This is a genomic window from Nocardia sp. Tas62D01 (assembly GCF_055232035.1).
This window is the reverse complement of sequence record NZ_JBUYUZ010000001.1, coordinates 9,608,379-9,635,031: the sequence shown is the minus strand read 5'-3', so window position 1 is coordinate 9,635,031 and position 26,653 is coordinate 9,608,379. Positions and strand designations below refer to the sequence as shown.

The following is a 26,653-nucleotide window of genomic DNA, read 5'->3' as shown; positions in this document are numbered from 1 at the left end:
CTTGCGGAATACGTTCGGGACTGTTATTTCAGGTCACTGAATGGAAGGAACACTGTGGCCGCGTGTCCGGCTGTGGCAGGGCTTCGCCGACCGCCGTGCGGGCGGTGCGCGCCCGAGGCGGGCGGTGTGCAGACCTGCCCCGCGCCCATGCCCCGGGCCCCGACCGCACTGCGTCCCGCCCCGCCGGATATGAACGCGCGAATCGGGTGCGGGCAGTGACTCCAGAATGTGGAGAAAAGAGCCTGAATCAGGCTGCGCCACTGGTCCAGTCGGTGAAGCCGGACGGATGATGCAGTCCGATCACCTTGTGCTCGAACAAGCCCCACCCGCGGTCCGCCGCTCCGTCACCGTGGGTGCACGTGGCGACGGCGACATGGTCGACGACACTGAATCGCCGAAGTCCGGTTCTGCGTGATGCTGCGGCCTGAGGGTCACCCTCCTTACTTGTCCCCCCCCAGCTTGTCGTAGAACCATTGCCCGGTGCTTTGCGGGGACTGATAGACGATGTCGTATCGGTAGCAGCCGCTGAGATAGCCCTTCGCTTCCATGTCGGACTCGCATATGGCCCTGCCGGTGAATGCGCCGTGGTCGGTGAAGGGTCCGACGGCGTTCGGCCCGGGGATGGGGTCATTCGCGGAGGCGACGCCGGCCGCCCCGGCCATCACGCCCGCCGCGATCACCACTGCGGCAACAATTTTCCTCATACGAGAGCTCCTTCTGTGCATCGGCTCATGACCCATGCGATACGACGCCGCGCCCGCAGTGCGGGTAGGGCAGAGGCGGTGCATAGTGGCCGACACGTGCGGGCTGGAATACGGGAGAGTGTGCCCAGAGATTTCTGTCCTCACCAGATCCATTCCATCCAATGGGCCGAAGTATCGACAATCTCTTCGCTTACACAGGCATTCGGAGCTAATCGCCGGAAGCGGCGATAGCGAGCACCTTGATCGACCGGCCCGCTCGCCTCGGGTGGTGTGGTCACGGTCGGCGTGGAGATCCCGCCGCGCGAGCTGCTTCGTGTCGGTGTTGCTGCCCATGGCTTGACGGTAGGAGTGGGGGTGAAACCGACCGGCCGAATAGGGTGCCCCACACGCGATTGCTGCGTTCTGGTTGGTGATCGTGGACGTACCGGCGCGGGATGCCGCGTTTGGTCAGCAGGTCGAGGATGGCGATCTTGGAGGTGCTGTAGCGGCGAGCAAGTTCGGCGTGGAGGCGCCGGCCCAATAGGCCTGGATCAGCTCCTCGATGGTGGGCGCAGGCGGACAACATCTTTCGGCGTTGTGGCCGGCCCTGCCTCTCGCCTCCTCGGCCAGGGAACCATAGGTTGCCATATTGTGACTCGGGTCACAATTTGATAGCAGTTAGCCACATCCTGCCCAAAACCTTTTCATACGCTTTGCGAAGTCTTTACTATTTCTCTGACCTCCGCACCACCGGGTCGCCGCTCTGTGAAGTGTGCTTCATGCGCTTCGCCCGCCGCTCGCTTTCGATGCCCGTACATGTTCGACCGATGAACCGGATCGGCTCCCGCCGCTTCCGGCGAAGGAGAAATATGTCCACCGACACCGATCCCGCACCACGGACGTCGCCGCTCCGCGCAGGTTTTCATGAACGTCTTGCCGGCACAGGCCGCCACGACGTTCCCGACTCGGTCGTGGTTTTCCTTGTCGCACTACCGCTTTCGCTTGGTGTCGCGGTGGCCTCAGGCGCGCCCGTCGCCGCGGGCCTGATCGCGGCCGTGGTCGGCGGGGTGGTCGCCAGGCCGCTCGGCGGCTCGGCGGTCCAGGTGAGCGGGCCGACCGCCGGCCTCACCGTCGTCATCGCCGAGAGTGTGCACCAATTCGGCTGGGCCGCTACCTGTTTCATCACTGTGGGGTCGGGCCCGCCGGAGCGCGGGCATTCACGGCAGGTGATCGACGAGGTGGTCGGGCCGTGTCGCCGCCGAACCGGTCTGACAGCGGGGTGGTGCGCCGACCGCTGCGTCGGCCGGTAGGGGTGTGTCACAGCTCACGGCATGGGCCGAATATGGGCCCTGGCACCCCGGGCTACTTCTCAGGCTTTGCTAAGTCTTTACCAATACTATTGTCGAGATTTACTTCCCGGCCCATCTGCGTGTCGGGACTGCTTCACCGCGATATGCCGGTTCCCGGTCTATGCCCTGCTGGACATGTTGATCGTCAACCGACCTCGGCGCCTCGCTCCGAGTTCGGCGAAGGAGAGTCAATGGCTGTTGAGAACGATGTAGCCACCCCGCTGTCACCGCCCACCAAACCACGGCCCGGCCGCAGTTCCGGGTCCCTGTCCGATCGTCTGGCGTCGGTCCTACGCCACGATGTGCCCGCCTCGATTGTCGTTTTCCTGGTCGCGCTGCCGCTGTCCCTCGGCATCGCCCTCGCTTCCGGCGCCCCGGTCGCCGCCGGACTCATCGCCGCCGTTGTCGGCGGCATCGTCGCCGGATCGCTCGGCGGTTCACCGCTGCAGGTGAGCGGCCCGGCCGCGGGTCTGACCGTGGTCGTCGCCCAATCCATCAGCGAATTCGGTTGGCGCGTCACCTGTTTCATCGTCGCCGCGGCCGGTGTGCTGCAGATCCTGTTCGGGCTCAGCCGGATCGCGCGCGCGGCACTCGCGGTCGCGCCGGTCGTCGTGCACGCGATGCTGGCGGGCATCGGCATCACCATCGCGCTGCAGCAGATCCATGTGCTGCTCGGCGGTTCCTCGCACAGCTCGGCCTTGGAGAACATCGAAGAACTGCCCAAACAATTGATGAACCTGCATGGTGGCGATGCGTTCATCGGCTCGATGGTCATCGCGATCATGCTGGGGTGGCGTTATGTCCCGGCCCGGCTGCGCGTGGTTCCCGGACCGCTGATCGCGGTCTTGGTCGGCACCGTGCTTTCACTGGTGCTGCCGACTAGCGTGGAGCGAATCGTGTTGAGCGGCTCGCTGTTCAACGCGATCGAGCTGCCGCGGCTGCCCGGCGAACAATGGCCCAAAGTTGTGGTGATGGTGCTGACGATCGCGCTCATCGCCAGTGTCGAGAGCCTGCTCTCGGCGGTGGCCGTCGACAAGTTGCATTCCGGCGCCCGCACCAATTTCGGTCGGGAGCTGATCGGGCAGGGGTTGGCGAACGTCGTCTCCGGTCTGCTCGGCGGCCTGCCGGTCACCGGCGTGATCGTCCGCAGCTCCACCAACGCGGAGGCGGGTGCGCGCAGCCGGGCATCGGCGGTGCTGCACGGCTTCTGGATTCTGCTGTTCTCGGTCGCGCTGGCCGGGCTGGTCCAGCAGATTCCGAAGGCGGCGCTGGCGGGTCTGCTGATCGTGATCGGCATCCAACTGGTGAAGCTGGCCCACATCAAGCTCGCGCGACGGACCGGCGACCTGCTGGTCTATGCCGTCACGGTGCTCGCAGTGGTGTTCCTGAACCTGCTCGAAGGCGTGATCATCGGCCTGGCGCTGGCCTTCGGGCTCCTGCTGTGGCGGGTGGTGCGGGTGGCCGTCGTCGCCAAGCAGATCCCTGGTGCGCAGCGATGGCTGGTCGCCATCGACGGTTCCTGCACCTTCCTCGCCCTGCCGAAGCTGTCCGCGGAGTTCGCGAAGGTGCCGGCGGGTGCGGACGTCACCGTCGAGATGACCGTGGACTTCCTCGACCACGCCGCCTTCGAGGCCATCGAAGAATGGGTGCGTCAGCAGGAAAGCGGTGGCGGCACTGTCGATTTCGTGGAAATCGGCAGTGCGCGGATGGCCGGGGCGACAGCGGGTCCGCCCGCGCGCGGCTTCGGCAGGGCGGTGCTCGACGAGATCATCGGTCCGTGGCGTCGCGACGACAAGGGCGCCGATCCGGTCACCTCGGGCGTCGCCGCCTACCATCGCAGCCACGCGCACGTGGTGCGGCCGCATCTGGACGACCTGCACGACTCGCAGGATCCGGACTCGTTCTTCCTGACCTGCTCGGACTCGCGGATCGTGCCCAACATCATCACCAACAGCGGTCCCGGTGACATGTTCACCGTCCGCAACGTGGGCAACCTGGTTCCGCTTTCCGGCGATGCGTCGGTGGAGGCCGCGTTGCAATTCGCCCTGACTGAGCTGAATGTCCGCTCGTTAGTGGTCTGCGGTCACTCCTCGTGCGGCGCGATGAAAGCGTTGCACGCCGGGGCCGATAGCGGGCTGGGTATCGGTCCATGGCTCGTCCACGCCCACCCGAGCCTGGAGCGCTTCCAACTGGGGCACCCGGTGGCGCTGGCGGCCGCGGCCGCCGGTTTCGGCGAGGTGGACCAGCTGAGCATGGTGAACGTGGCGGTACAGCTGGAAACCTTGCACCGGCATCCAGCGGTGCGTACGGCCGTCGAGGCGCGCGGCGTGAGGCTGTCGGGCCTGTTCTTCGACATCGCCAGCGCGCGGGTCATCGAAGTCACGGTGGACGGGCTCGCCCATATCGATGACACCGATCATCGCAATGCGCCGGAGCTTGTCTGAGTGTCGACCATCCGAACCCACTCGAACGATCGTGTGTCGTTCGGGCGGGTTCGTCGGTGTTCGATAGGGTCGGCGCCGTGGTCGCGGTGCGCGGCATCCTGGCGATTCCCCAGCCCGGACCCTGCGCGCTGGTCGTCGCGACACTCGGGTCGTCGCACACTATGGGTATAGGGAACATTCGGGTTGGTCGGCGGCTGGATGGGAGTCGAAGGGCAGTGGTTACACAGTCTCATGAAGTGATGAATACCGTGCCCGGCCGGACGCTCACCGAGCCGGAATGGCTGGCCGCGCGGATCGCGGAGATGGGTGCGTCCTGGGGTACTACGTCGCCGCGTATCGCGGGCACGCTGTGGTGGTGCATGGCGGCCTCCGCGCTGGTCGAGCAGGCCGCGCGGGCCTACGCGCACGATGAATCCGCGCCGGCGCCGGTGCTGAACCGCATCGACTGCGAGGTCCGTCCCGACGGCGGCGTCGAGCGGGTCCACGTCAAGGCGGCCGATGACGGCATGAGCTGCGGCGCCGCGCTGCGGGAAACCCTTGCCGCCGTGATCACTCCGATGTCCGCGGTGTCGGGCGCGGGCCTGGCGTCGCTGTGGGCCATCGTGGCCGACGCGATCGGCAATCGCGCGCTGGACGCCGGTGCGCCCGAAGCCGGTACCCGGCTGGCGCACGAGGTCGGCGACAAACTCCCGACGCCCCGCTTCATCGAGGTCGGCGGTCGCACCTTCGTCAAGCGCATCTCCTGCTGCCTCGTCTTCGAGATCCCCGGCTGCGACATGTGCACCAGCTGCCCGAAACGCTCCGCCGCCGAACGCACCGTTCTGCTCGAGCAGCTCGCCGCCGACAGCTGACGCTACGACCATACCTTCGTCAACGTGACCAACTGGTTTCGCAAGTGCATGGATAACTCACCGGTCTGCGCAAGACTCGGCCGATCGCGCGACCGCGGTCCGCGATGCGACTGGTGACGCGCCCGACGACCGGCCCGAATACGTGGAGAGGCGGGCTGCGCGCAGCCGCCACCGTGCCGATAGCATGGTCGCGCTGGAGCAAATGTATCCGGCCGATGACCCGCGGGAACAAACCCGCCCACGAGAACTCCAAGGAGTGCGCCGCCGTGACCACCTCAGCCCCCATCAGCCCAGTCGCCCTCGTCCGGGTGCCGGCCGGGACGACGGCGGGTGCCGCGGTGCGCGAAGCGGGCCTGCCGACCAAGGGTCCCGACACCATCGTCGTCGTCCGCGACGCCGAAGGCCTCAAGGACCTGTCCTGGATCCCGGACACCGATGTCGAGGTGGAGCCGGTCGCCGCCGATACCGAGGACGGCCGTAACGTCATCCGGCATTCCGCGGCGCACGTCCTTGCCCAGGCGGTGCAGCAGGAATTCCCGGGCGCCAAGCTCGGCATCGGCCCGTTCATCAAGGACGGCTTCTACTACGACTTCCAGGTCGACAAGCCGTTCACCCCCGAGGATATGGCCAAGCTGGAATCCCGGATGAAGAAGATAGTCAAAGGCGCGCAGCGGTTTTCCCGTCGGGTCGTCGAGATCGAGGAGGCGCGGGTCGAGCTGGCCAAGGAGCCGTTCAAGCTCGAGCTGATCAGCGACAAGTCCGGCATCGACGACCCGGAGGTCATGGAGGTCGGCGGCACAGAGCTGACCATCTACGACAATCTCGATCCGCGTACCGGCGAGACGGTGTGGGGCGACCTGTGCCGCGGCCCGCACATCCCGACCACCAAGTTCATCCCCGCGTTCAAACTGACCCGCAGCTCCGCCGCCTACTGGCGCGGCGATCAGAACCGCGAGGACCTGCAGCGCATCTACGGCACCGCCTGGGAGTCCCAGGAAGCCCTCGACGAGCACATGCACCTGCTCGCCGAGGCCGAGCGCCGCGACCACCGCAAACTGGGCCTGGAACTGGACCTGTTCAGCTTCCCCGACGAACTCGGCTCCGGCCTGCCGGTATTCCACCCCAAGGGCGGCATCATCCGCAAGGAGCTCGAGGAGTACTCGCGCCGCCGCCACGTGGCCGCGGGCTACGAGTTCGTCAATACCCCGCATATCACCAAGGGCCACCTGTTCGAGGTCTCCGGCCACCTGGACTGGTACCGCGACGGCATGTTCCCCGCCATGCACCTGGACGCCGAATTCAATGAGGACGGCACCGTCCGCAAGCCCGGCCAGGACTACTACGTCAAGCCGATGAACTGCCCGATGCACAACCTGATCTTCCGGTCGCGCGGCCGGTCGTATCGGGAACTGCCGCTACGGATGTTCGAGTTCGGCTCGGTGTACCGCTACGAGAAGTCCGGCGTCGTGCACGGTCTGACCCGGGTGCGCGGCATGACCCAGGACGACGCGCACATCTACTGCACCAAGGAGCAGATGCACGCCGAGCTGACCAGCACGCTGCAGTTCGTGCTCGGCCTGCTCGCCGACTACGGCCTCGACGACTTCTACCTCGAGCTGTCCACCAAGGATCCGAACAAGTTCGTCGGCTCCGACGAGATCTGGGAGGAGGCCACCGAGACCCTGTCCAAGGTGGCCTCGGCCTCCGGTCTGGACCTGGTGCCCGATCCGGGCGGGGCAGCCTTCTACGGCCCGAAGATCTCCGTGCAGGCCAAGGACGCGCTGGGCCGCACCTGGCAGATGTCGACCATCCAGCTGGACTTCAACCTGCCCGAACGCTTCAACCTCGAATACACCGCCTCCGATGGCACCAAGCAGCGGCCGGTGATGATCCACCGCGCGCTGTTCGGCTCGATCGAACGGTTCTTCGGCGTGCTCACCGAGCACTACGCGGGCGCCTTCCCGGCCTGGCTGTCGCCGGTGCAGGTGGTCGGCATCCCGGTCGCGGAAGCCTTTGTGCCGCACCTGGATCGGGTGATCGAGGAACTGCAGGACGCGGGGATCCGCGCGCAGGTGGACCGCAGCGACGACCGGATGCAGAAGAAGATCTTCAACAACACAGCCCAGAAGGTGCCGTTCATGCTGCTCGCCGGTGAGCGCGATCTGAACGCGGACGCGGTGAGCTTCCGGTTCCGGGACGGCACCCAGGTGAACGGGGTTCCGGTAGACGACGCGGTGGCGACCGTCGTGGCGTGGATCGCGAACCGGGAGAACACCTCGCCGACCGCTGAGGGCTTCGTGATTCGATCAGCCCGAGAGGAGGCGTAGATGAGTAACACTTGCGCAGCCTTGCTCATCGGAGCCGACAGGGACCGCCTGACACAGAAGGGCCGGGCATGAGCGAACGCACGGTGCCGGACGGGTTCGCGGACCTGGACGACACCGCGGCCTCGACCGAGCAGGGGAGCATCGTGGACAGCGGCGCTGGGGAACCGGACCGGTTGCAACGGCTGTGGACGCCGTACCGGATGTCCTACATCGCGGAGGCGGCGACCTCGGAGACCAACTCGACCGGGCATCCGTTCACCGACATCCCGAAGATGTCCGACGAGGACGGCCTGGTCATCGCCCGCGGCGAGCTGGTCTACGCGGTGCTCAACCTGTACCCGTACAACCCGGGGCACATGATGGTGGTGCCCTACCGCAAGGTCGCCAACCTGGAGGACCTCACCGACGCGGAGAGCGCCGAGCTGATGGCGTTCACCCAGCAGGCCATCCGGGTGATGAAGCGGGTGTCCCGGCCGCACGGCTTCAACGTCGGCCTGAATCTCGGTGCCGTGGCGGGTGGTTCGCTGGCCGACCACCTGCACCAGCACATCGTGCCGCGCTGGGGCGGTGACGCGAACTTCATCACCGTCGTCGGTGGGGTGAAGGTGATGCCGCAACTGCTGCGGGAGACCAGGGCCCTGCTTTCCGCCGCGTGGAAAGAGGTCGATTAAGTGCTGAGCTTCTTCGGCCGCGAGAGGTTCTCCAAAGCGACTGCGCCGCTGGGCAAGGCGCTTGTCAAGACCGGGCTCACCCCGGACGCGGTGACCGTGATCGGCACGGCCGCCGTGATCGCGGCCGCGGTCACCCTGTTCCCGACCGGACACCTGTTCTGGGGAACCATCGTGATCTGGTTGTTCGTCATGTTCGACATGCTCGACGGCGCCATGGCCCGGGCGCGCGGCGGCGGCACGAGATACGGTGCGGTGCTGGACGCCACCTGCGACCGGGTCGCCGACGGCGCCATCTTCGGCGGCCTGGCGTGGTGGGCCGTGTACCACGAGAACAGCAAGCCGCTGTTCCTCGCGACGCTGGTGGTGCTGGTGACCTCGCAGGTCATTTCGTACGCGAAGGCACGCGCCGAGGCGAGCGGGCTGTCGGCGGACGGCGGGTTGATCGAGCGGCCGGACCGGTTGGTCATCGTGCTGGTCGGTGCCGGACTCACCGGTATCGGCGGCTATTTTGGCATCGAATGGCTGACCTGGGCCGTGCACGTCGCGATGTGGATTCTCGCGGTGCTCAGCATTGTGACGGTGTTCCAGCGGGTGCTCGCGGTGCGCAATTCGCAGGGTGCGCGGGACGTGATGCCGCCCGCTCGTCCCGTCGCGGAACCTCAGGAACCCGCATGAGATTCGGGCGCACGATGGTAGATGTCCGGAAAGTGCAGGGGTGGTTGTGAGTATTGGGGACCGGGTCGGCGCCGCCGGATACGCGGCAGGGTGGCGACTGGTGCGCGCGCTGCCGGAATCGACCGCGCGCAGGCTGTTCGACTGGGGCGCCGATCGGATGACGCGCAAGGGCGGCCCGGAACAGTTGCGACGCAACCTTGCTCGGGTCATCGGTGTTTCGCCCGAGCAGGTGCCGGATGAACTGCTCAGGGCGAGCATGCGCTCGTATGCCAGGTATTGGCGGGAGGCATTCCGGCTGCCGTCGATGGACCATGCGGCGCTTGGTGCGGCGCTGACCGTGGACGAGGTGGAAAACCTGGAAGCGGCGCTGGTACAAGGTCGTGGCGCGGTCGTCGTGTTGCCGCATTCCGGGAACTGGGACATGGCGGGTGTCTGGCTAGTGCAGAACCACGGGACCTTTTCGACCGTCCAGGAACGGCTGAAACCCGAGTCGCTGTTCGAGCGCTTCATCGCCTACCGGGAGAGCTTGGGTTTCGAGGTGTTTGCGCTGACCGGTGGCGAGCAGCCGCCGTTCGTCGAGCTGGCGGCCCGGTTGCGGGAGAACAAGGTGGTCTGCCTGATGGGGGAGCGCGACCTCACCGGCCGCGGCGTCCAGGTGACCTTCTTCGGCGAAACGACCTGGATGCCCGCGGGCGCGGCGAAATTGGCCATCGAGACCGGTGCGGCGCTGATCCCGGTGCACCTCTGGTACACCATCGACGCCGACGGCCGCGAGGGCTGGGGCATGAAGACCGAAGCGCCACTGGATGTTTCGGGTGGTGTCACGGCGGCGACGCAGGCATTGGCCGACCGCTTCGCGGCGAACATCGCGGCGCATCCGGCCGACTGGCACATGTTGCAGCCACAATGGGAGAACGATCTCTCCGCGGAGCGGCAGGCCAGGATCGCCGCGGCACAGGCCGGGATCGCGAAGGCCGGGCTACAAAATGCCAATGGGGACCACACACCATGAAAATCGGCATGGTCTGCCCCTATTCGTTCGACGTTCCTGGCGGGGTGCAGGCGCATGTCGTGGAACTGGCGCGAGTGTTCATCGAACGCGGGCACAAGGTGAGCGTGCTGGCGCCCGCGTCGGAGGACACGCCGCTGCCGGACTTCGTGGTGTCGGCCGGTCGCGCCGTTGCGATCCCGTACAACGGGTCGGTGGCCCGGCTGTCCTTCGGTCCCATGGCCTACACCAGGATTCGCCGCTGGATCGACGGCAACGACTTCGACGTGCTGCACATCCACGAGCCGAATGCGCCGAGTCTGTCGATGCTCGCGCTGAAGATCGCCGAGGGTCCGATCGTGGCGACCTTCCACACCTCGACCACGAAATCGTTGGCGCTCAGCACCTTTCAGGGTGTGCTTCGCCCGTATCACGAGAAGATCAGCGGGCGGATCGCGGTCTCGGAGTTGGCACGGCGCTGGCAGGTGGAGGCGCTTGGGTCCGATGCGGTGGAGATCCCGAACGGTGTCGATGTGCCCGCGTTCGCGCGGGCGCCGATGCTGCAGGGCTACCCGCGTGCGGGCGGGACGGTGCTGTTCCTCGGCCGCTATGACGAGCCGCGCAAGGGGATGGAGGTGCTGCTCGGCGCGCTGCCCGAACTGGTGCGCCGCCATCGGGACCTCGAGATCCTGATCGTCGGGCGCGGTGACGAGGAGCGGTTGCACCGCGAGGCGGGCCCGCTCGCCAAGCATCTGCGTTTCCTCGGCCAGGTGTCCGATGAGGAGAAGGCCTCGGCGATCCGCAGCGCGGATGTGTACTGCGCGCCCAATCTCGGCGGAGAAAGCTTCGGCATCATTCTGATCGAGGCGATGGCCGCCGGAACCGCCGTGGTGGCAAGCGAATTGGATGCGTTCCGTCGGGTGTTGCGCGACGGCGCGGCGGGTGTGCTTGTGCCGGTGGGTGATTCTGCCAGGCTTGCCGCCGCGATCGACTCCCTGCTCACCGACGACGCGCGTCGGGAAGCGCTGGTGCAGACCGCGACCCAGGTGGTCGGGGAGTACGACTGGCCGGTGGTGGCCGAACAGATCCTGCGGGTATACGAGACGGTCACCGTCGGCGATGTCCGAGTGCGGGCCGCCGGATGATCACCTTCTCCGCGACAACGGTTCTCGTTCTCGCGCTGATAGCGGCGGTGATCGTCGCGATCGGCATCTGGGCATACTCGACCGCCAACCGGCTCGACCGATTGCACGTGCGCTCCGACCAGTCGTGGCTGGCCCTGGACGCGGCGCTGGACCGCCGCGCGGTCGTGGCCAGGTCGGTCGCGATCGCGATCGCCGGACCGGTCTCCGATTCGGCACAGGCCGACCAAGCCAGACGCCTGTCCACCCTGGCAGACCGCGCCGAGCGGGCGGGGAGCGCGGACCGCGAGACGGTCGAAAACCAGCTCTCGGCAGAGCTTTCCACGATTGATATCGCGCAACTGCTGCCGCAGCAGGTGGCCGAGCTGGCCGACGCCGAGGCGCGGGTACTGATCGCGCGCCGCTTCCACAACGACGCGGTCCGCGACACCCTGGCCTTGCGCACCCGGCGACCGGTCCGCATCCTGCACCTCGGCGGTACCGCACCCCTGCCCACCTACTTCGAGATCACCGAGCGAGCCAACCCGGCCGCCTCGACCGGTCTGGCGGTCGACACCATCCGTACCTCGGCGCGCGTGGTGCTGCTCGACGAGCAGGATCGAGTGCTGCTGATGCGCGGCCACGATCCCAAGACCCCCGACATCTCGTTCTGGTTCACCGTCGGCGGCGGCGTCGATCCGGGGGAGAGCCTGCGCACGGCCGCGGTGCGGGAACTGTGGGAGGAGACCGGCCACACCGCCGACCCGGACAGCTTGCGCGGCCCGATCTGGCGGCGGGTGGCGGTGTTCCCGTTCAATGGCGAGCTGATCCGCGCCGAGGAGCTGTTCTTCGCGCTACGCGTCCGCGCTTACGAACCGCAACCGGGCAACCTCACAGCCATGGAGCGCCGCTGTATCACCGGCAACAAATGGTGCACCGCCGCCGACATCCTGGCGCTGGACCAGTCCGGTGAAACCGTCTACCCGTATCACCTCGAGCAGTTGCTCGCCGAAGCCGCCGAGGTGGCCTCCGGCGGACCCGATCCGGAAGTTCGTTCGATCCGCTGAGTTGACCAGTGCGGCGCTGGGCAGCACAGCCAGCGTGCCGTGCGTTTGCCGGGCTGAGCGGCCCGTCGCAGTTGGCTGTGATGTGTTTCACGATCGTGATAGCGTCGCGACTGGATTGATGCGGCCCGGGTAGTGCTCGCAGGGAGGCACTCGGAAACCCGGTGTCGTGGTCCCACTTCGGTGGGATTGAAACCGTTGGTGCGTGGAGGCAAGTAATAGATGTCCTACCTGTTGTTCGATTTCCTCTCGCCGTTGATCGGCCAGTCCGCCGCGGAGTATTGGGCACAGTTGCTGGTAGTCAACCCGATCTGAGTCGAAGCTCGGAATTCGCCGGGTCGACGAAACTTGCCGTCGTTCTGGCGAATCCGTTTTCGGGAGCCGGTGTACCGTGCCAGTGAATCCTGGGCCGGGCTAGATCTCCTGCTCGCGGCAAGGCCAGTGGTGTTCAACTGGCTATCAAGTGGCCTGATGGGCCCGCCTAGAATCGGAGTCGTTCCGTACATGCGACCCGATTGGCGCACATGACTCAGGAGTTTGCCGTGACCACGCCCGAGACCACTAACACCATCGGCACCGCCCGCGTGAAGCGCGGCATGGCCGAGATGCTCAAGGGCGGGGTGATCATGGACGTCGTCACCCCCGAGCAGGCCAAGATCGCCGAAGACGCCGGTGCGGTCGCGGTGATGGCGCTCGAGCGAGTCCCGGCCGACATCCGCGCCCAGGGCGGCGTGTCCCGGATGAGCGACCCGGACATGATCGACGGCATCATTGCCGCCGTCTCCATCCCGGTGATGGCCAAGGCCCGCATCGGCCACTTCGTGGAGGCGCAGATCCTGCAGAGCCTCGGCGTCGACTACATCGACGAGTCCGAGGTGCTGACACCCGCCGACTACGCCAATCACATCGACAAGTGGAACTTCACCGTGCCGTTCGTGTGTGGCGCAACCAACCTCGGTGAGGCGCTGCGCCGAATCACCGAGGGCGCGGCCATGATCCGTTCCAAGGGCGAGGCCGGTACCGGCGACGTCTCCAACGCCACCACCCACATGCGCAAGATCCGAGGCGAGATCCGCAAGCTGTCGTCGCTGCCGGAGGACGAGCTGTTCGTCGCCGCCAAGGAGCTGCAGGCGCCGTACGAGCTGGTCCGTGAGGTCGCGCAGACAGGCAAGCTGCCGGTCGTGCTGTTCACCGCGGGTGGCATCGCCACCCCCGCCGACGCCTCGATGATGATGCAACTCGGCGCCGAGGGTGTGTTCGTCGGCTCGGGCATCTTCAAGTCCGGAAACCCCGCCGAGCGCGCCGCCGCCATCGTCAAGGCCACCACCTTCTACGACGACCCCGACGTGCTGGCCAAGGTTTCCCGCGGCCTCGGTGAGGCCATGGTCGGCATCAACGTCGAGGAGCTCCCTGTCGACCATCGCCTGGCCGAGCGCGGCTGGTGATCGTCGGCCCGACCGCGGGCCGGTAATTCTTTCTCACGAGCAGGGACTCAGCGGAGTCCCTGCTCGTGAGCGTAGTCGGCCGTATTCGCCACGAGGCCACGCGCAGTAGCGTTGGCTCGTGGAGTTGCGGCAGTTGCGGTACTTCGTGGTGCTGGCGGAGGAATTGCACTTCCGCCGGGCCGCGGAGCGATTGTTTATCTCGACGCCCACCTTGAGCCAGCAGATCAGGGTGTTGGAGCGGGAAATGGGTGGGCCGCTGCTCATCCGGGAGCCTCGGGTGGAGCTCACGCCCGCGGGCGCTGTGCTGTTCCGGACCGGCAAGGACGTGTTGGGTTCGGTGGACGAGGCGATCCGAGAGACCAGGCGCACCGCGAATGCTGGTGCGTCCGTACTACGTTTCGGGTTGCTGAACGGGGTGCCGCCATGGCTTCCCGCGCGCCTGGCGGAGCTACTGCGCGCTGAACTGCCGGGCACCCGCATGGTGCTCACCGGCGGCACCACCGCCGACCAGGTCCGGCTCCTCGACGATGACGAGGTCGACCTCGCGCTCGTCCGCGCGCCGGTGACGCTGCCCGATCGCTTCGCCCAACAGCCGGTCGCGCGGGAAGGTCTCGGCATCCTGATGTCCTCGGCCCACCCGCTGGCCACCGCCGCCGAGATCGAACCCACCGACCTCACCGGCCAAGAGCTCATCCTGTTCGCCAGAGAATCCGCCACCGGCCTGCATGACGCGCTGCTGCGCGAGTTGGGGAAGCGGGGCGCGCGGATCCGTCTCAGCGACAGCGCCATGGGCCACGCCCAAATGCTCGCCGTACTGCCGTTGCGCCCGGACGTGATCGGCCTCAGCTCCGCCCGCACCGCCGACCTACCCGGCCTCGCCTGGCGGCCGTTGCGCGGCGGCCCACTGGTGGTCACCTATGCGGCCGCCTGGCGTTCGGTCAGCCGGAATCCGGCCGTGCGAGTGCTCGTCGAGGCGTTGGCGCGTCAACCGCTCACCGGTGCCACCTGACGCGGATTCCGGGCTGACGCATCCCGCTCCGTTGTCATATTGGGCATTCGCCGAGTGCTATCCGACCTGGACCGTTAGATGCGGGCTAACGCGAATTCGTAAGTGCGACATGGACGCTCGGCCTGCGCGATGGTCGAGTGGAGTCATGACAGCAACTACGACAACCCCCGAACGCGTCGTTATCATCGGCGGCAGCTCCGGTATGGGACTGGCTCTGGCCGCCGCGTTGGTCGACGCGGGCGCGGAGGTCACCATCGCGGGCCGATCGGCCGAGCGTCTCGCCGATGCTGAGCGCACCCTGCCCGATGGTCCCGGCAAGGTGCGCTCGGTCGTCGTCGACATCACCCGTGAGCGCGATCTCGAGCAATTGTTCACCGACCTCGGCCCGGTGGACCACGTGGTGACAACGGCGGCCGACGTCAACGGCGCGTACCAGTCCGTCGCCGCCCTCGATGCCGCCGTCGGCCGAAACCTGGTCGACGCCAAGCTGATCGGCCCCGCGCTCGTCGCCAAGCACGCCCAGATCACCGCTGGCGGCTCCCTCACCTTCACCTCCGGCATCGCCGCCTACCGCCCGGCCCCCGGCGCTTCCATGGTCGCCGCCGTCAACGGCGCCCTGGCCTCCCTCGCCTACGCCCTCGCCGTCGAACTCGGCCCCATCCGCGTCAACGTCGTCTCACCCGGCTGGGTCGACACCCCGATCTGGGACACCATCGCCGGCCTCGCCAAAACCGAACGCCACCAACAAATGGCCGCCCGCCTCCCCGTCGGCCGCATCGGCCACCCCGACGACATAGCCCAAGCCATGCTCACCGTCATGCACAACCCCTTCATCACCGGCACAGTCCTCCATGTAGACGGCGGCCACCACCTGGTCTAGCCCGCCGAGCGGCGCATGACCGGGACAACGGTTGAGAAGACCCCGCCACCATGTGCTCGCGGAAGTGCCGGGGCGGCGAGTGGTATATGGCTGCGGTGACACGCCGTGAGCCGCCTCCGTGATGTGCCACTCGCCGGGATGTGGCGGTTAGTCCTCGTGGGGTGTGGCGGTGCGGAGGGCGGGGCGGTCCGGATGGTCCCAGCGGATGAATAGTGTTGGGGGTTCTGGGTTTTCGCGGTCGTGGTGGGTGAGGGCTCGGATGGTCCACTGGGTGTCGGGTGGGGTGCGGCGGTGGAGTGCTGCTTCGGACATGTCCAGGCGGATGGTGAGGTCGAAGTTCAGTGTGCGGCCGAGGAGCATCGGGCCTGCGAGGAGTAGGACGAGGTCGGAGGGGGCGGTGCGGACGGCGGCGCGGGCCGAGCGGTCGGTGGTCTCGTTCCAGAGGGCGGGCAGCCAGCGGCCGTGCTCGTGCAGCGGGTCGATGATCTCGCGGCGGAGGGCTTCGTAGTCGAACCATGCTGTGCGATAGGACAATTCGTCGTCGCGGCCGAACTCCATGCGCAACGACGCGGGGCGGACGTAGTCGTGCAGGGAGACCACCTCGGCGGACCTGCCGGTGTCGCGCAGCGCGGTGGCGACCTGGACCGCGACCGCGACGGGCTCGGCGGCATCGGCTCCGTCGATCGCGATCACCACTGGGCCGCGCAGTTCGAGAATGCTGCGGGCAATGAGTTCGACCAGCCCGTCTCGGGTGATCGCTGCGAACTGTGGCACCCGCCAATCACAGCAAACCCGAATCGAGCGGTCGCCGCCGCCCGACCGCCAGCCGGACATAACCGACCCGGACCGTCGCGATAACGTCAGCCCATGGCGACAATCGAAGAGGCGCTGGAGATCGAGCGGCTCGAGCGGGACATCTTCCGTGGTGCTTCCACGAAGACCCAGCTCCTGCGTACGTTCGGCGGCCAGGTTGCCGGCCAGGCGCTGGTGTCGGCGGTGCGGACGGTGGAGCCGCGGTTCCAGGTGCATTCGTTGCACGGGTACTTCCTGCGGCCGGGTAATCCCGATCAACCGACGGTGTATCTGGTCGAGCGGATCCGTGACGGCCGTTCCTTCTGCACGCGTCGGGTGACCGGTGTGCAGGACGGGGCCGCGATATTCACGATGTCGGCGTCGTTCCATGTCGGCGACGAGGGGCCGGAGCATCAGGATGAGATGCCCGCCGTGCAAGTGCCCGGCGACCTCCCGGACGTCAGTACCGAGATGACCCCGGAGCGGCTGTGGGCGATGCGGGAGTGGGAGCACTGGGACATTCGGATGGTGCCGCTGGACCAGGTGGCTCGCCGCGAAGGTGCGGTGTCGCAACAGCAGGTGTGGTTTCGATACCGGCACCCGCTGCCCGACGATCCGCTGTTCCATGTTTGCACGCTCGCCTATATGAGCGACATGACGCTGCTCAGCTCGTCCAAGGTCACCCACCCCGATGAGGAGACCCAAAACGCGTCACTGGACCACGCCATGTGGTTCCTTCGCCCCTTTCGCGCCGACGACTGGCTGCTCTACGACCAGTCCTCCCCGTCCGCGAGCTTCGGGCGCGCACTCACCGACGGCAAGATCTTCAACCGCCAGGGCCAGCTCGTCGCCGCCGTCGTCCAGGAGGGCCTGATCCGCACGCTGCGCGAAGACTGACCCGGACTTCGCGTACTTCTCCGGATTCGCACCGCACGAGGTGTCGGTCCTTTGCTTGCACCGGATTATCGGCGACGGTGGTGCAGGCGTGGCCGACCTACACCACCGCGCCGCCTGAACTGGTCAGGTATCTCGAACCGGTCCGGCATCAGTCCACCTGGACTCGCAGGTGGCAGACCACAGTGTCGGTCATTCGGCGTAGCTCCCGCTCGAGCTCGTCGCTGCGATGGCTGGGCAGTACTCGGTCCCAGCCCATCGGCGGATCGATCTCGGCGATCACGACGACCTTGCGGCGTCCGGTGAAGTTCTCGCGGACGTAGTGCGCAACCGGGCCGCCGACGGTCGAGTCGCTGTCTTCGAGCAACACCAGCCGGACCTCGGGATGCCAGGCCTCCCACGCCTTGGTGAACGCCCTGACCGACTCGCCGGGCAGGCAAACATGCACGGCGACAATGTCTTTGCCGATGGACATGGCGGCCGAGAGCGCCTCGCGGCTGAGTTCGGAGACCTCGGACACCGGAACCACGATGGCCGTCCCGGTCGCGTGCGGTTGCGCGGGTACCTCGCCGTTTCCGCGGCAGCAGCCGATCCGGTTGTATGCCTTGCGAATTCGCTCCATGCCGAGCACCAGGGCCGGCAAAACCAGCACGATCAGCCAGGCGCCTTCGGCGAATTTCATTGCGGTGGTGACGATCGCGGCGACGAAGGTCAGCACCGCGCCGAAGCCGTTCAGTGCCGTGCGCCAGCGCCACCCGTCGGCACGGGTCAGCAACCAGTGCCGCACCATGCCGGTCTGCGCGATGGTGAATCCGACGAACACCCCGATCGCGAACAACGGGACCAGCGCATTCATATCGCCGCGCGCGGCGATCAACAACACCGCCGCGCTCAGGCCGAGCGTCAGCACGCCGTATCGGTACACCTGGCGCGGTGAGCTCACCGCGAACCGATGCGGCAGGCAGTTGTCGTCGGCCAGAATCCGGGTCAGCGTCGGCAGCCCGCCATAGGAGGTGTTCGCCGCCAGCGCGAGCAGGATCACGGTCGCGAATTGCACGATGTAGTAACCGATTCCGTGGCCCAGCGCAGCCTCGGTCAGTTGCGAGAGCACGGTGGTGCCATCGATCGGCCGCAGCGAGAACTTCTGGATCAACACGGCAAGGCCGATCAGCATGATGCCGAGCAGTGCGCCGAGCGCCACCTCCGCCCGCTGCGCCCGCTTGATCTTCGGCGCCTGGAAGCTCGGCACCGCATTCGCGATCGCCTCCACACCGGTCAGTGCCGCGCAGCCGCTGGAGAATGCCTTGAGTAGCAACAGGATTCCCACCGTGTGCAGATCCGTGACGGCCGCAGCGCCCGTGGTGACACTGGCGGGTTCCGAACGTAGCAGCCCGCCGATGATGACGGCGAAAATGCTCGCCACGAACACGACGGTGGGAATCATGAACGCGCGTGCGCTCTCGGTGATGCCGAGCAGGTTCAGCGCGGTAATACCCACCAATACCGCGACACAGATCCACACCGTGTACCCGTGCAGCGCGGGGAATGCCGAGGTCAGCGCGGCCACACCGGCGGCGATGGACACCGCGACATTGAGCACATAGTCGACGATCAGCGAGGCCGCAGCGACCAGGCTGGTGCGACGGCCCAGGTGCCTTTTGGCCACGGCATAGGCGCCGCCGCCATCGGGGAAGGCGGCGATCAGTTGCCGGTAGGAGGCCACCAGGACCGCGAGTAGCCCCGCGATGGCCAGGGTCACCGGCAGCGTCATGCCGAGTCCGGCCCCGCCCGCGGTGGCCAGCACCAGCACGATGGCTTCCGGACCGTAGGACACCGACGCCATGGCGTCGAGGGAAAGGCCAGCCAATCCGGTCGAAACGGTCAGCCCTCGGCGGGACGAGGCAGTATTCGTATGCCCGCGCGGCTCGAGTACCCGGCGCGGCAATACAGCTATCACATAGTAAGTGTCGACCGGTTTCGTGCGTGTGAATCCTCTGTTGACGGAACCTTGACGGCCACCGTGAGCAGGACCACATCGCGGCGACTCGTAAGCTTTGCGGCGTGAACGCATCCACGGTCGCCTCGCCCGCCGGCGCGCGGCAGGCTCCCCCCCGGCCCACCATCGGCGTGCTGGCATTGCAGGGCGACGTGCGTGAACATATCGCGGCGCTCGAGCTGTGCGGTGCGCAACCGGTGCTGGTGCGCCGCGTCGCCGAACTCGCCGCGGTCGACGCCCTGGTGCTGCCCGGCGGCGAGTCGACCGCCATCAGCAAGCTGCTGGAGGTGTTCGAGCTGCTGGAGCCGCTGCGTGCGCGATTGCGCGAGGGTATACCCGCCTTCGGTTCCTGCGCCGGGATGATCCTGCTCGCCTCCGAGGTGCTCGACACCCGCCCCGACGCGCAACACCTGTCCGGCATCGATATGACGGTGCGCCGCAACGCTTTCGGCCGTCAGGTTGATTCCTTCGAAACTGACCTGGATTTCACCGGCCTCGAGGACGGACCGCTGCGCGCGGTGTTCATCAGGGCGCCATGGGTGGAGCGTGCCGGCGAGGGCGTCGAGGTGCTGGCCACTGTGCCGAGCGGCCCGTTCGCCGGACGCATTGTCGCGGTGCGGCAGGGCAACGTCCTGGCGACGTCGTTCCACCCTGAGGTCACCGGAGATCTGCGGGTACACCGCATGTTCGTCGACCTGGTCCGCGCCGCGTAGCGGGGACGAATCGACGCGGACGCGAGCCTGGGGAAGGCGCGGCGACAGGCCGAGTAGGCTGGAGGAGTTGTCTACCCGGCCGGTACGGGTACCGTGCGCACAATCAGACGTGCAGTCGACCTGGAGGAAGTAGGGAATGAGCGGCCACTCCAAATGGGCCACCACCAAGCACAAGAAGGCGGGGATCGATGCGAAGCGTGGCAAGCTCTTCGCCAAGCTGATTAAGAACATCGAGGTGGCGGCCCGCACTGGTGGCGGTGACCCGGCAGGCAACCCGACCCTTTTCGACGCCATTCAGAAGGCGAAGAAGTCGTCGGTCCCCAACGACAACATCGAGCGCGCCCGCAAGCGTGGCGGCGGCGAAGAAGCCGGCGGCGCCGACTGGCAGACGATCACCTACGAGGGCTACGGCCCCAACGGTGTCGCCGTCCTCATCGAATGCCTCACCGACAACCGCAACCGCGCTGCGGGCGAGGTCCGTGTCGCGATGACCCGCAACGGCGGCAATATGGCCGACCCGGGTTCGGTATCGTACCTGTTCCACCGCAAGGGTGTCGTCACGCTGGAGAAGAACGGCCTGTCCGAAGACGACGTCCTGATGGCCGTGCTCGATGCGGGCGCCGAGGAGGTCAACGACCTCGGTGACGCCTTCGAGGTCATCAGCGACCCCTCCGACCTTATCGCCGTGCGCTCGGCACTGCAGTCCGCCGGAATCGATTACGACTCCGCCGAATCCGGCTTCCAGCCCTCGGTGTCGGTCGCGGTCGACACGGACGGCGCCCGCAAGGTATTCAAGCTGGTCGACGCGCTCGAAGACAGCGACGACGTGCAGAATGTCTACACCAACGTCGACCTGTCCGACGAGGTCCTCGCCGAGCTGGACGACGAGTAGGCACTACCAATGCTTGACGGCCGGCAGTAACCGCCGGAATCGGGGCGGCCCGCCAATGCGCGGCCCGCCCCGAAGCATGTGCAGGGCGATCCTCAGTCAAGGTTCGCGCTCCGTTGGAGCCGTCGGGACGCCCGGCGCCGCAGGCGATCCGGGGGCGACGTTGATGAGGGGCGCCGTCGTCGCATCGCTCAGGTGAGGTACTCCGGGGAACGACGCGGGGACGGTGCCATCATCGGATCGTTTACGTCGCGCCGGGCACCGGAAGCCCGACGCGGGCGACGATCCACGGGAACGACGCGGTAAAGGCAGCGGCGGCGAATTGCCAGGTGTGGCCGCCCTGGGTGGTGTGGATCGTGCAGTCGATCCCGACCTGTTTGCCCTGGTCACAAAGCTTCTCGGCGGCGCCGACCTCGCTGGTGTCCTGAACGCCGTCGTGGCCGCCCATGCCCACCGAGTCGTTGTTCGCGGCCGCCGCCTGCCACTGGTTGCCGTGCCCGCCGGGGTGTTGCGGTGGGGTGAGGTCGTCGAACAGTCCGGCAGTGTCGGTGTAGGGGCCGTGCTTCGCCATCACCGTCAGCGGATCGAAGGCCGCCCACTTGTCGGCATCGCCGCCGAAGAGCCGGGCGATGGTCTGCTCCTTGGTGCCGGAGGCCGGGCCGAGATCGCCCGCGATATCGACGAAGGTATGCAGCAACTCCGGATGCATGACGGCAAGATCGACCGCGCAAGTGCCGCCCATCGACCAGCCGATCACCGCCCAGTTCGCCGGATCCGCGGAGGCGCCGAACTGGGATTCGACGTAGCTCGGTACATCGCGGGTCAGATGGTCGGCTGCGTCACCGCGCGGGCCGTTCACGCATTCGGTGTCGTTGTTGAAGCTGCCGCTGGAATCGACGAACACGAGGATCGGCGCACGGCCGCCGTTGGACGCGGTGAAACTGTCCACGGTGGGCATGATCTGGCCGCTGCGGATCCAGTCGGCGGGGGTGTTGAATTCGCCGCCGATCATCATGACCACCGGCAGCGTGGGTGGTGTCGGACCGGCGAACCACGCCGGTGGCAGGTACACGTATTCGGTGCGATGCGGAAAACCGCTGCCCGCGTCGGGAATTTGGACCGGCACGATCTTGCCGGTGGTGACATTCGTGCCGCGCAGCGCGGGCAGTGCGCCGAGGTCGGTCTGCTGCGGCAGTGGACCCGCGGTCAGCGCGCTCCACGCGGATTGCACGGTGGGGTAGTAGCCGACCCACTGATTGAGCACGATGCCCGTGCTCAATATGGCCAGCGGGATGGCGAGAATCGACACCCCGCGCCGCCACCAGCGGTCGCCGCGCCAGCCGAGCACGGCAACCGCGATCGCCGCGACGGTGGCGCCGACGCAGGCCCACAGCAGGGTCGGCGCCGGATCCGAGGCCAGCCCCTGGTCGTTCACATACGCCCACGCGGCCAGCGCCCCCGCGACCCCCAGTACCACACATACCGGCAACCACACCAGCCGCCAACGACGCGTCCGCCACCCGACGGCCAGGATGAGCAGAGCCACGGCCATCAACTCGATGGTCAGCGGCAGCCAGCCGTGCAATACCGATAGGCCGTGATGAAAGTTGCCCTGATAGTTCGGGCTCAGATCCGCCGACGGAAGTTTCGGCGGCGGTGGTGGCGATACGGGAGTCGCAGGCGCGGCAAGCGGCGCTCGAACAACGGGCACATTGGGCATTGTCGAGATTATTCCTCGAGAGAAGCTGTGAATTCGGTTCAGTAAGCCTGGGGGTGCAGGGGACGCGGGGGTGCGGCGACTCCCGCGCAGCCACTGCCGCAGCGCCACTTCCCCGGCCGCGGTGAGTCCGAGCACATGCTTGGGCGCGGCTGCGGCTCCCGGCTGCGCCTCCCGAGTCAGCAGTCCGGTGGTTTCAAACCGTTTGATCGCCGGATACGGCGTGCCGTGTCGTCGTGCCCCGACAGCCCGCGCGATCCGCATTGATGCCGATGCCTCGATCGCGCAGCGGAGCGGCAGAATTCGCCCATGGTCTCGCTGGACCTCGTCCGTGGTGACATCACTGAGCAGGCTGTCGACGCCGTGGTGAACGCGGCCAACTCCTCGCTGCTCGGCGGCGGGGGAGTCGACGGAGCCATCCACCGCAAGGGCGGCCCGGAGATCCTCGCCGCATGTCGTGCGCTGCGCGCCTCGCACTACGGCAAGGGCTTGCGCACCGGGCAGGCGGTCGCCACCACGGCGGGTCGGTTGCCCGCTCGCTGGGTGATCCACAGGGTCGGGCCGGTGTGGTCGGCAAGCGAGGACCGCTCGGATCTGCTCGCCTCCTGCTATCGCGAATCCCTCCGGGTGGCAGACGAATTGGGTGCGCGCACGGTGGCGTTCCCGGCCATCTCGACGGGCATCTTCGGTTGGCCGCTCGACGATGGCGCGCGCATCGCCATCGAGGCCGTGCGCACCACGGATACCGCCGTGGTCGAGGCGCGCTTCGTGCTGTTCGACGACCGCGCTTACGCCGCATTCGCCGCGCAGTTGCTCGGAGCCTGACCGGCCGGCGGGATCGGCGCGGGCGTCGAGGTCCGATCCGGCCTTGGGACGCGAAACATGTCGGTGGTCTCCCGAGCCGGCCTGATCGGGTCGCGCGCGTGATGGTTTCGTGGTGATCGCGACGGTTTCGTGGCGATGTGGGCGACTCGCGATACCGGCCACGGCCCGTGTCGCTCGAGCCCATCGTCCGCCCCGTCCACTAGACTCTCGAACAGTTGTTCGTGCCTGTGAGAGGGGATTTCGTGCGGGTGATGGGCGTCGATCCCGGGCTCACTCGGTGCGGCCTCAGCATCGTGGAGGGTGGGCTCGGCCGGAAGGTGACCGTCATTGACGTCGATGTGGTGCGTACTCCGGCGGACATGGACCTCGCGCATCGGTTGCTCGGTGTCGCCGATGCCGCCGAGCTCTGGATGGACACGCACAAACCCGAGGCGGTCGCGATCGAGCGGGTGTTCGCCCAGCACAATGTGCGCACGGCGATGGGTACCGCACAGGTGGGTGGTGTGATCGCGCTAGCGGCGGCCCGGCGTGGGATACGCGTTGCTTTCCACACGCCAAGTGAGGTGAAGGCGGCCGTCACCGGCAACGGCACGGCGGACAAGGCGCAAGTGACGGCGATGGTCACGCGTATCCTCGGCCTCCAGGTCGCGCCGAAACCGGCGGACGCGGCCGACGCACTGGCATTGGCAATCTGCCACTGTTGGCGAGCGCCGCTGCTGGAGCGAATGGCCAAGGCCGAGGCACAGGCGGCCGAGGCGCAGCGGCGGTACACCGAAAGGCTTGCTGAACAACGGAAGGCGGTACGCGGGTGATCGCGTCGGTACGCGGTGAGGTGCTGGAGATCGCGCTCGATCACGTGGTGATCGAGGCGGTCGGCGTCGGCTACCGACTCAATGTCACCCCGGCGACGCTGGCCACGCTCACCCGCGGCGAGGAATCCCGGCTGTACACGGCGATGATCGTGCGCGAGGACTCGATGACGCTGTTCGGATTTGCCGACACCGAATCCCGCGACCTGTTCGGCTTGTTGCTGACCGTGTCCGGCGTCGGCCCCCGGCTGGCCATGGCGGTGCTGGCCGTGCTGGAGCCGGAAGCGCTGCGCAAGGCGCTCGCGCAGAGCAATGTCGCGGCGCTGACCCGCGTCCCCGGCATCGGCAAGCGCGGCGCCGAACGCATGGTGGTGGAGTTGCGCGACAAGGTGAATCTCGTTCCGGTGCAAGCCGGTCCGCCCGGCAGCGCCTCGACATTACCGGTGATCACGCCGGTGCACGACCAGGTCGTCGAGGCACTGACCGGTCTCGGCTTCCCGCTCAAACAGGCCGAGCAGGCGGTCGACGGTGTGCTGGCCGAACAGCCAACCGCCGACACCTCCACCGCACTGCGCGCCGCGCTGGCCTCACTCGGCAAGAACCGGTAGCGCATGATGGACTACGACGACACCGAGCCCGACGCCACCGACGCCGAATCCCAGGTCACCGCAAGCTATCTCAAGTCCGACGGGGAAATCGAGGCCAGCCTGCGCCCGAAATCCCTTGACGACTTCATCGGCCAGCCGCGTGTCCGCGAACAGCTCGCCTTGGTGCTGCGCGGCGCTATGAAGCGCGGCGGTACTCCCGATCACGTCCTGCTGTCCGGGCCGCCCGGCCTCGGCAAAACTAGCATGGCCATGATCATCGCTGGCGAACTCGGCACCGCACTGCGCATCACCTCCGGCCCCGCGCTGGAACGGGCAGGTGATCTGGCCGCCATGCTCAGCAACCTCGTCGACGGCGATGTGCTGTTCATCGACGAGATCCACCGCATCGCTCGTCCGGCCGAAGAGATGCTCTATCTCGCCATGGAGGACTTCCGCGTCGACGTGGTCGTCGGCAAAGGCCCTGGCGCGATGTCGATTCCGCTCGATATCGCCCCCTTCACCCTGGTCGGTGCCACCACCCGCTCCGGCGCCCTCACCGGCCCGCTGCGCGACCGGTTCGGTTTCACCGGCCACATGGACTTCTACGATCCCGGTGAGCTCCTGCAAATCCTGCAGCGCTCGGCGCATATCCTCGGCGTGAGCATCGAATCCGACGCGGCCGCCGAAATCGCAGGCCGATCCCGCGGCACGCCCCGTATCGCGAACCGTCTGCTGCGCCGCGTCCGTGACTACGCCGAGGTGCGTGCCGACGGCCTGATCACGCTGCCCATCGCCCATGCCGCACTCGAGGTCTACGACGTCGACACCCTCGGCTTGGACCGCCTCGATCGCGCGGTCCTCGGCGCCCTGGTCCGCAGCTTCGGCGGCGGACCCGTCGGCGTATCTACCCTGGCCGTCGCGGTGGGGGAGGAGGCCGCCACCGTCGAGGAGGTCTGCGAGCCCTTCCTCGTCCGCGCGGGCATGGTCGCCCGCACCCCCCGCGGCCGAGTCGCCACCGCCTCGGCGTGGGAACACCTGGGTCTCGTCCCACCGCCGGACCTGGTCTTCGGCTCGATCGAAGTCCGTGGCCGCGAACCACATCCGACGCTGGACCTATTCGAATGAGCCCGCTTTCGGCCTGATTCGTCGATCTCGCTCGCGCTCCGACATTGTCCGGTGTGCGAAAGATCGCTGCCACCAACGGATTCCGACACACCAGAGTTACCCAGGGAGAGTCTGGACGGCGGGGAGATGTTGTCCGGTAGCCGTCTTTGTTACGCGGGACCCCTGATCAGTGATGGTGCGTGCGCTTCAGCGCGGTGATGACCAGATCGAGGAACGCGTCCACTTCATCGCGCTGATAGCCGCGCGTACCGAGTCTGGCCTCGGTGAACCGCACCGCGCGTACGTCGGCGACCGTCAGGCTGCCTGGCCCGCCGTGGGCGAGGGTGGCGGCGACCAGGTCGAGGAAGGCGTCGACCTCATCGGTGTCGTAGCCGCGCCGCCCGACCGGCGCCTGGGTGAACTGCATCCGGTGCACGTCGTCCGGGGTCAGCAGCTGACCGGAGCCGTTGGCTCCTGCGGGCACCGGCCGGGTGCCGAGCTGCCGGAACTCCAGTTCGACGCGGACACGGTCGAGGAATTCGTCGACCTGGTCGGCCTGGTAGCCGCGGCCGCCGAAGCGGGGTGTGTCGAAGGCGACGTGCCGGACATCGTCGGCGGTCAGCGCGCCCTGACCGCCGAGCGTGGCGGCGACAAGTTCGAGGAAGGCGTCGACCTCATCGGCGTGGTAGCCGCGGTGCCCCAACGGTGGCATGGGGAAATGGGTACGGCTCACGTCCTCAGGGGTCACGCGCGACATTCTGTCAGGGACGTGACCCTGATCTGGTTGAATACGAATTCTTCGTACTCCCCGGTCTCTTGC

The 26,653-nt window shown here is 67.3% G+C and carries 23 protein-coding genes and 1 pseudogene; 19 read left to right on the top strand and 5 right to left on the bottom strand.

The genetic code is table 11. The features are described from left to right. Nucleotides 1–440: 440 nt before the first annotated feature. The gene (locus tag ACV7NQ_RS46860; protein ID WP_463365365.1) at nucleotides 441–704 is read right to left on the bottom strand and encodes a hypothetical protein; all 264 of its coding nucleotides are present in this window, start codon (nucleotides 702–704) and stop codon (nucleotides 441–443) included. 848 nt (nucleotides 705–1,552) lie between these two features. On the opposite strand from ACV7NQ_RS46860, the pseudogene ACV7NQ_RS46855 reads away from it, so the two are divergent. The 12 genes and pseudogenes from ACV7NQ_RS46855 to ACV7NQ_RS46800 all read left to right on the top strand — a co-directional run. Beyond that, nucleotides 1,553–1,882: pseudogene (locus ACV7NQ_RS46855) on the top strand (SulP family inorganic anion transporter); the annotation flags it as partial. A gap of 341 nt (nucleotides 1,883–2,223) precedes the next feature. Beyond that, a complete protein-coding gene (locus tag ACV7NQ_RS46850) occupies nucleotides 2,224–4,476 on the top strand; it encodes a solute carrier family 23 protein (protein WP_463365364.1) in 2,253 nt (750 codons plus the stop codon). 239 nt (nucleotides 4,477–4,715) lie between these two features. Further along, entirely contained in the window at nucleotides 4,716–5,327 is a 612-nt protein-coding gene (locus tag ACV7NQ_RS46845) for a (2Fe-2S)-binding protein (RefSeq protein ID WP_463365363.1), read from the top strand. Between the two features lie 266 nt (nucleotides 5,328–5,593). Then, a complete protein-coding gene (gene thrS, locus ACV7NQ_RS46840) occupies nucleotides 5,594–7,654 on the top strand; it encodes a threonine--tRNA ligase (RefSeq protein WP_463365362.1) in 2,061 nt (686 codons plus the stop codon). A gap of 68 nt (nucleotides 7,655–7,722) precedes the next feature. Continuing rightward, the gene (locus tag ACV7NQ_RS46835) at nucleotides 7,723–8,325 is read left to right on the top strand and encodes an ATP adenylyltransferase (RefSeq protein ID WP_463365361.1); all 603 of its coding nucleotides are present in this window, start codon (nucleotides 7,723–7,725) and stop codon (nucleotides 8,323–8,325) included. After that, the gene (gene pgsA / locus ACV7NQ_RS46830) at nucleotides 8,326–9,000 is read left to right on the top strand and encodes a phosphatidylinositol phosphate synthase (RefSeq protein ID WP_463365360.1); all 675 of its coding nucleotides are present in this window, start codon (nucleotides 8,326–8,328) and stop codon (nucleotides 8,998–9,000) included. It abuts the gene before it with no gap. 46 nt (nucleotides 9,001–9,046) lie between these two features. Then, on the top strand, nucleotides 9,047–10,012 hold the full coding sequence (locus ACV7NQ_RS46825; RefSeq protein WP_463366075.1) for a phosphatidylinositol mannoside acyltransferase: 966 nt from the start codon (nucleotides 9,047–9,049) through the stop codon (nucleotides 10,010–10,012). Continuing rightward, on the top strand, nucleotides 10,009–11,133 hold the full coding sequence (locus tag ACV7NQ_RS46820; protein WP_463365359.1) for a glycosyltransferase family 4 protein: 1,125 nt from the start codon (nucleotides 10,009–10,011) through the stop codon (nucleotides 11,131–11,133). The genes ACV7NQ_RS46825 and ACV7NQ_RS46820 overlap by 4 nt, the downstream gene beginning before the upstream one ends. Next, the gene (locus ACV7NQ_RS46815; protein WP_463366074.1) at nucleotides 11,133–12,176 is read left to right on the top strand and encodes an NUDIX hydrolase; all 1,044 of its coding nucleotides are present in this window, start codon (nucleotides 11,133–11,135) and stop codon (nucleotides 12,174–12,176) included. The genes ACV7NQ_RS46820 and ACV7NQ_RS46815 overlap by 1 nt, the downstream gene beginning before the upstream one ends. A 539-nt stretch (nucleotides 12,177–12,715) precedes the next feature. Beyond that, nucleotides 12,716–13,618 carry a pyridoxal 5'-phosphate synthase lyase subunit PdxS gene (gene pdxS, locus ACV7NQ_RS46810; protein ID WP_463365358.1) on the top strand — a complete coding sequence of 301 codons (903 nt, stop codon included), beginning with the start codon at nucleotides 12,716–12,718 and terminating at the stop codon, nucleotides 13,616–13,618. 118 nt (nucleotides 13,619–13,736) lie between these two features. After that, the gene (locus tag ACV7NQ_RS46805) at nucleotides 13,737–14,627 is read left to right on the top strand and encodes a LysR family transcriptional regulator (protein WP_463365357.1); all 891 of its coding nucleotides are present in this window, start codon (nucleotides 13,737–13,739) and stop codon (nucleotides 14,625–14,627) included. 145 nt (nucleotides 14,628–14,772) lie between these two features. After that, complete coding sequence (locus tag ACV7NQ_RS46800) at nucleotides 14,773–15,507, top strand: SDR family oxidoreductase (RefSeq protein WP_463365356.1); 735 nt, start codon at nucleotides 14,773–14,775, stop codon at nucleotides 15,505–15,507. A gap of 147 nt (nucleotides 15,508–15,654) precedes the next feature. On the opposite strand, the gene ACV7NQ_RS46795 is transcribed toward ACV7NQ_RS46800, so the two are convergent. Continuing rightward, entirely contained in the window at nucleotides 15,655–16,281 is a 627-nt protein-coding gene (locus ACV7NQ_RS46795; protein ID WP_463365355.1) for a nucleoside/nucleotide kinase family protein, read from the bottom strand. Nucleotides 16,282–16,374: 93 nt separating this feature from the next. Between ACV7NQ_RS46795 and ACV7NQ_RS46790 the strand changes: the two genes are divergently transcribed. Then, nucleotides 16,375–17,196, top strand: coding sequence for an acyl-CoA thioesterase (locus ACV7NQ_RS46790; protein ID WP_463365354.1), 822 nt, complete (start codon nucleotides 16,375–16,377; stop codon nucleotides 17,194–17,196). A gap of 148 nt (nucleotides 17,197–17,344) precedes the next feature. Here the strand turns inward: ACV7NQ_RS46790 and ACV7NQ_RS46785 are convergent, their stop codons facing one another. Further along, a complete protein-coding gene (locus ACV7NQ_RS46785) occupies nucleotides 17,345–19,060 on the bottom strand; it encodes an APC family permease (RefSeq protein WP_463365353.1) in 1,716 nt (571 codons plus the stop codon). A gap of 194 nt (nucleotides 19,061–19,254) precedes the next feature. Here ACV7NQ_RS46785 and pdxT point away from each other — a divergent pair, with 194 nt between their 5' ends. Together pdxT and ACV7NQ_RS46775 are read left to right on the top strand one after the other, a co-directional pair. Continuing rightward, complete coding sequence (gene pdxT, locus ACV7NQ_RS46780) at nucleotides 19,255–19,902, top strand: pyridoxal 5'-phosphate synthase glutaminase subunit PdxT (protein WP_463365352.1); 648 nt, start codon at nucleotides 19,255–19,257, stop codon at nucleotides 19,900–19,902. A 136-nt stretch (nucleotides 19,903–20,038) separates the two neighbouring features. Further along, nucleotides 20,039–20,794: a YebC/PmpR family DNA-binding transcriptional regulator gene (locus ACV7NQ_RS46775; RefSeq protein ID WP_463365351.1), complete on the top strand. Its 756-nt coding sequence runs from the start codon at nucleotides 20,039–20,041 to the stop codon at nucleotides 20,792–20,794. A gap of 241 nt (nucleotides 20,795–21,035) precedes the next feature. Here ACV7NQ_RS46775 and ACV7NQ_RS46770 read toward each other — a convergent pair whose 3' ends face one another. Then, nucleotides 21,036–22,502, bottom strand: a complete 1,467-nt coding sequence (locus ACV7NQ_RS46770) for an alpha/beta hydrolase (protein WP_463365350.1) — start codon at nucleotides 22,500–22,502, stop codon at nucleotides 21,036–21,038. A 315-nt stretch (nucleotides 22,503–22,817) separates the two neighbouring features. Between ACV7NQ_RS46770 and ACV7NQ_RS46765 the strand changes: the two genes are divergently transcribed. The 4 genes from ACV7NQ_RS46765 to ruvB all read left to right on the top strand — a co-directional run bounded on the left by ACV7NQ_RS46765 (nucleotide 22,818) and on the right by ruvB (nucleotide 25,854). Then, a complete protein-coding gene (locus ACV7NQ_RS46765; protein WP_463365349.1) occupies nucleotides 22,818–23,333 on the top strand; it encodes an O-acetyl-ADP-ribose deacetylase in 516 nt (171 codons plus the stop codon). 242 nt (nucleotides 23,334–23,575) lie between these two features. Continuing rightward, the gene (gene ruvC, locus ACV7NQ_RS46760; RefSeq protein ID WP_463366073.1) at nucleotides 23,576–24,145 is read left to right on the top strand and encodes a crossover junction endodeoxyribonuclease RuvC; all 570 of its coding nucleotides are present in this window, start codon (nucleotides 23,576–23,578) and stop codon (nucleotides 24,143–24,145) included. After that, nucleotides 24,142–24,750, top strand: a complete 609-nt coding sequence (gene ruvA / locus ACV7NQ_RS46755; protein WP_463365348.1) for a Holliday junction branch migration protein RuvA — start codon at nucleotides 24,142–24,144, stop codon at nucleotides 24,748–24,750. Before ruvC ends, ruvA begins: the two co-directional genes overlap by 4 nt. Before the next feature lie 6 nt (nucleotides 24,751–24,756). After that, complete coding sequence (gene ruvB, locus ACV7NQ_RS46750; protein WP_463366072.1) at nucleotides 24,757–25,854, top strand: Holliday junction branch migration DNA helicase RuvB; 1,098 nt, start codon at nucleotides 24,757–24,759, stop codon at nucleotides 25,852–25,854. A gap of 166 nt (nucleotides 25,855–26,020) precedes the next feature. On the opposite strand, the gene ACV7NQ_RS46745 is transcribed toward ruvB, so the two are convergent. Then, complete coding sequence (locus tag ACV7NQ_RS46745) at nucleotides 26,021–26,590, bottom strand: DivIVA domain-containing protein (protein ID WP_463365347.1); 570 nt, start codon at nucleotides 26,588–26,590, stop codon at nucleotides 26,021–26,023. Nucleotides 26,591–26,653: the final 63 nt, after the last annotated feature.

What these genes read in the sequence shown, in the direction of transcription:
- ACV7NQ_RS46845 (WP_463365363.1), top strand. Translation starts at nt 4,716, where the DNA reads ATGAATACCGTGCCCGGCCGGACGCTCACCGAGCCGGAATGGCTGGCC.
- ACV7NQ_RS46775 (WP_463365351.1), top strand. Translation starts at nt 20,039, where the DNA reads ATGAGCGGCCACTCCAAATGGGCCACCACCAAGCACAAGAAGGCGGGG.
- ACV7NQ_RS46745 (WP_463365347.1), bottom strand. Translation starts at nt 26,590, where the DNA reads ATGTCGCGCGTGACCCCTGAGGACGTGAGCCGTACCCATTTCCCCATG.
- ACV7NQ_RS46835 (WP_463365361.1), top strand. Translation starts at nt 7,723, where the DNA reads ATGAGCGAACGCACGGTGCCGGACGGGTTCGCGGACCTGGACGACACC.
- ACV7NQ_RS46800 (WP_463365356.1), top strand. Translation starts at nt 14,773, where the DNA reads ATGACAGCAACTACGACAACCCCCGAACGCGTCGTTATCATCGGCGGC.
- ACV7NQ_RS46850 (WP_463365364.1), top strand. Translation starts at nt 2,224, where the DNA reads ATGGCTGTTGAGAACGATGTAGCCACCCCGCTGTCACCGCCCACCAAA.
- ruvB (WP_463366072.1), top strand. Translation starts at nt 24,757, where the DNA reads ATGGACTACGACGACACCGAGCCCGACGCCACCGACGCCGAATCCCAG.
- ACV7NQ_RS46820 (WP_463365359.1), top strand. Translation starts at nt 10,009, where the DNA reads ATGAAAATCGGCATGGTCTGCCCCTATTCGTTCGACGTTCCTGGCGGG.
- ACV7NQ_RS46765 (WP_463365349.1), top strand. Translation starts at nt 22,818, where the DNA reads ATGGTCTCGCTGGACCTCGTCCGTGGTGACATCACTGAGCAGGCTGTC.
- ACV7NQ_RS46860 (WP_463365365.1), bottom strand. Translation starts at nt 704, where the DNA reads ATGAGGAAAATTGTTGCCGCAGTGGTGATCGCGGCGGGCGTGATGGCC.
- ACV7NQ_RS46790 (WP_463365354.1), top strand. Translation starts at nt 16,375, where the DNA reads ATGGCGACAATCGAAGAGGCGCTGGAGATCGAGCGGCTCGAGCGGGAC.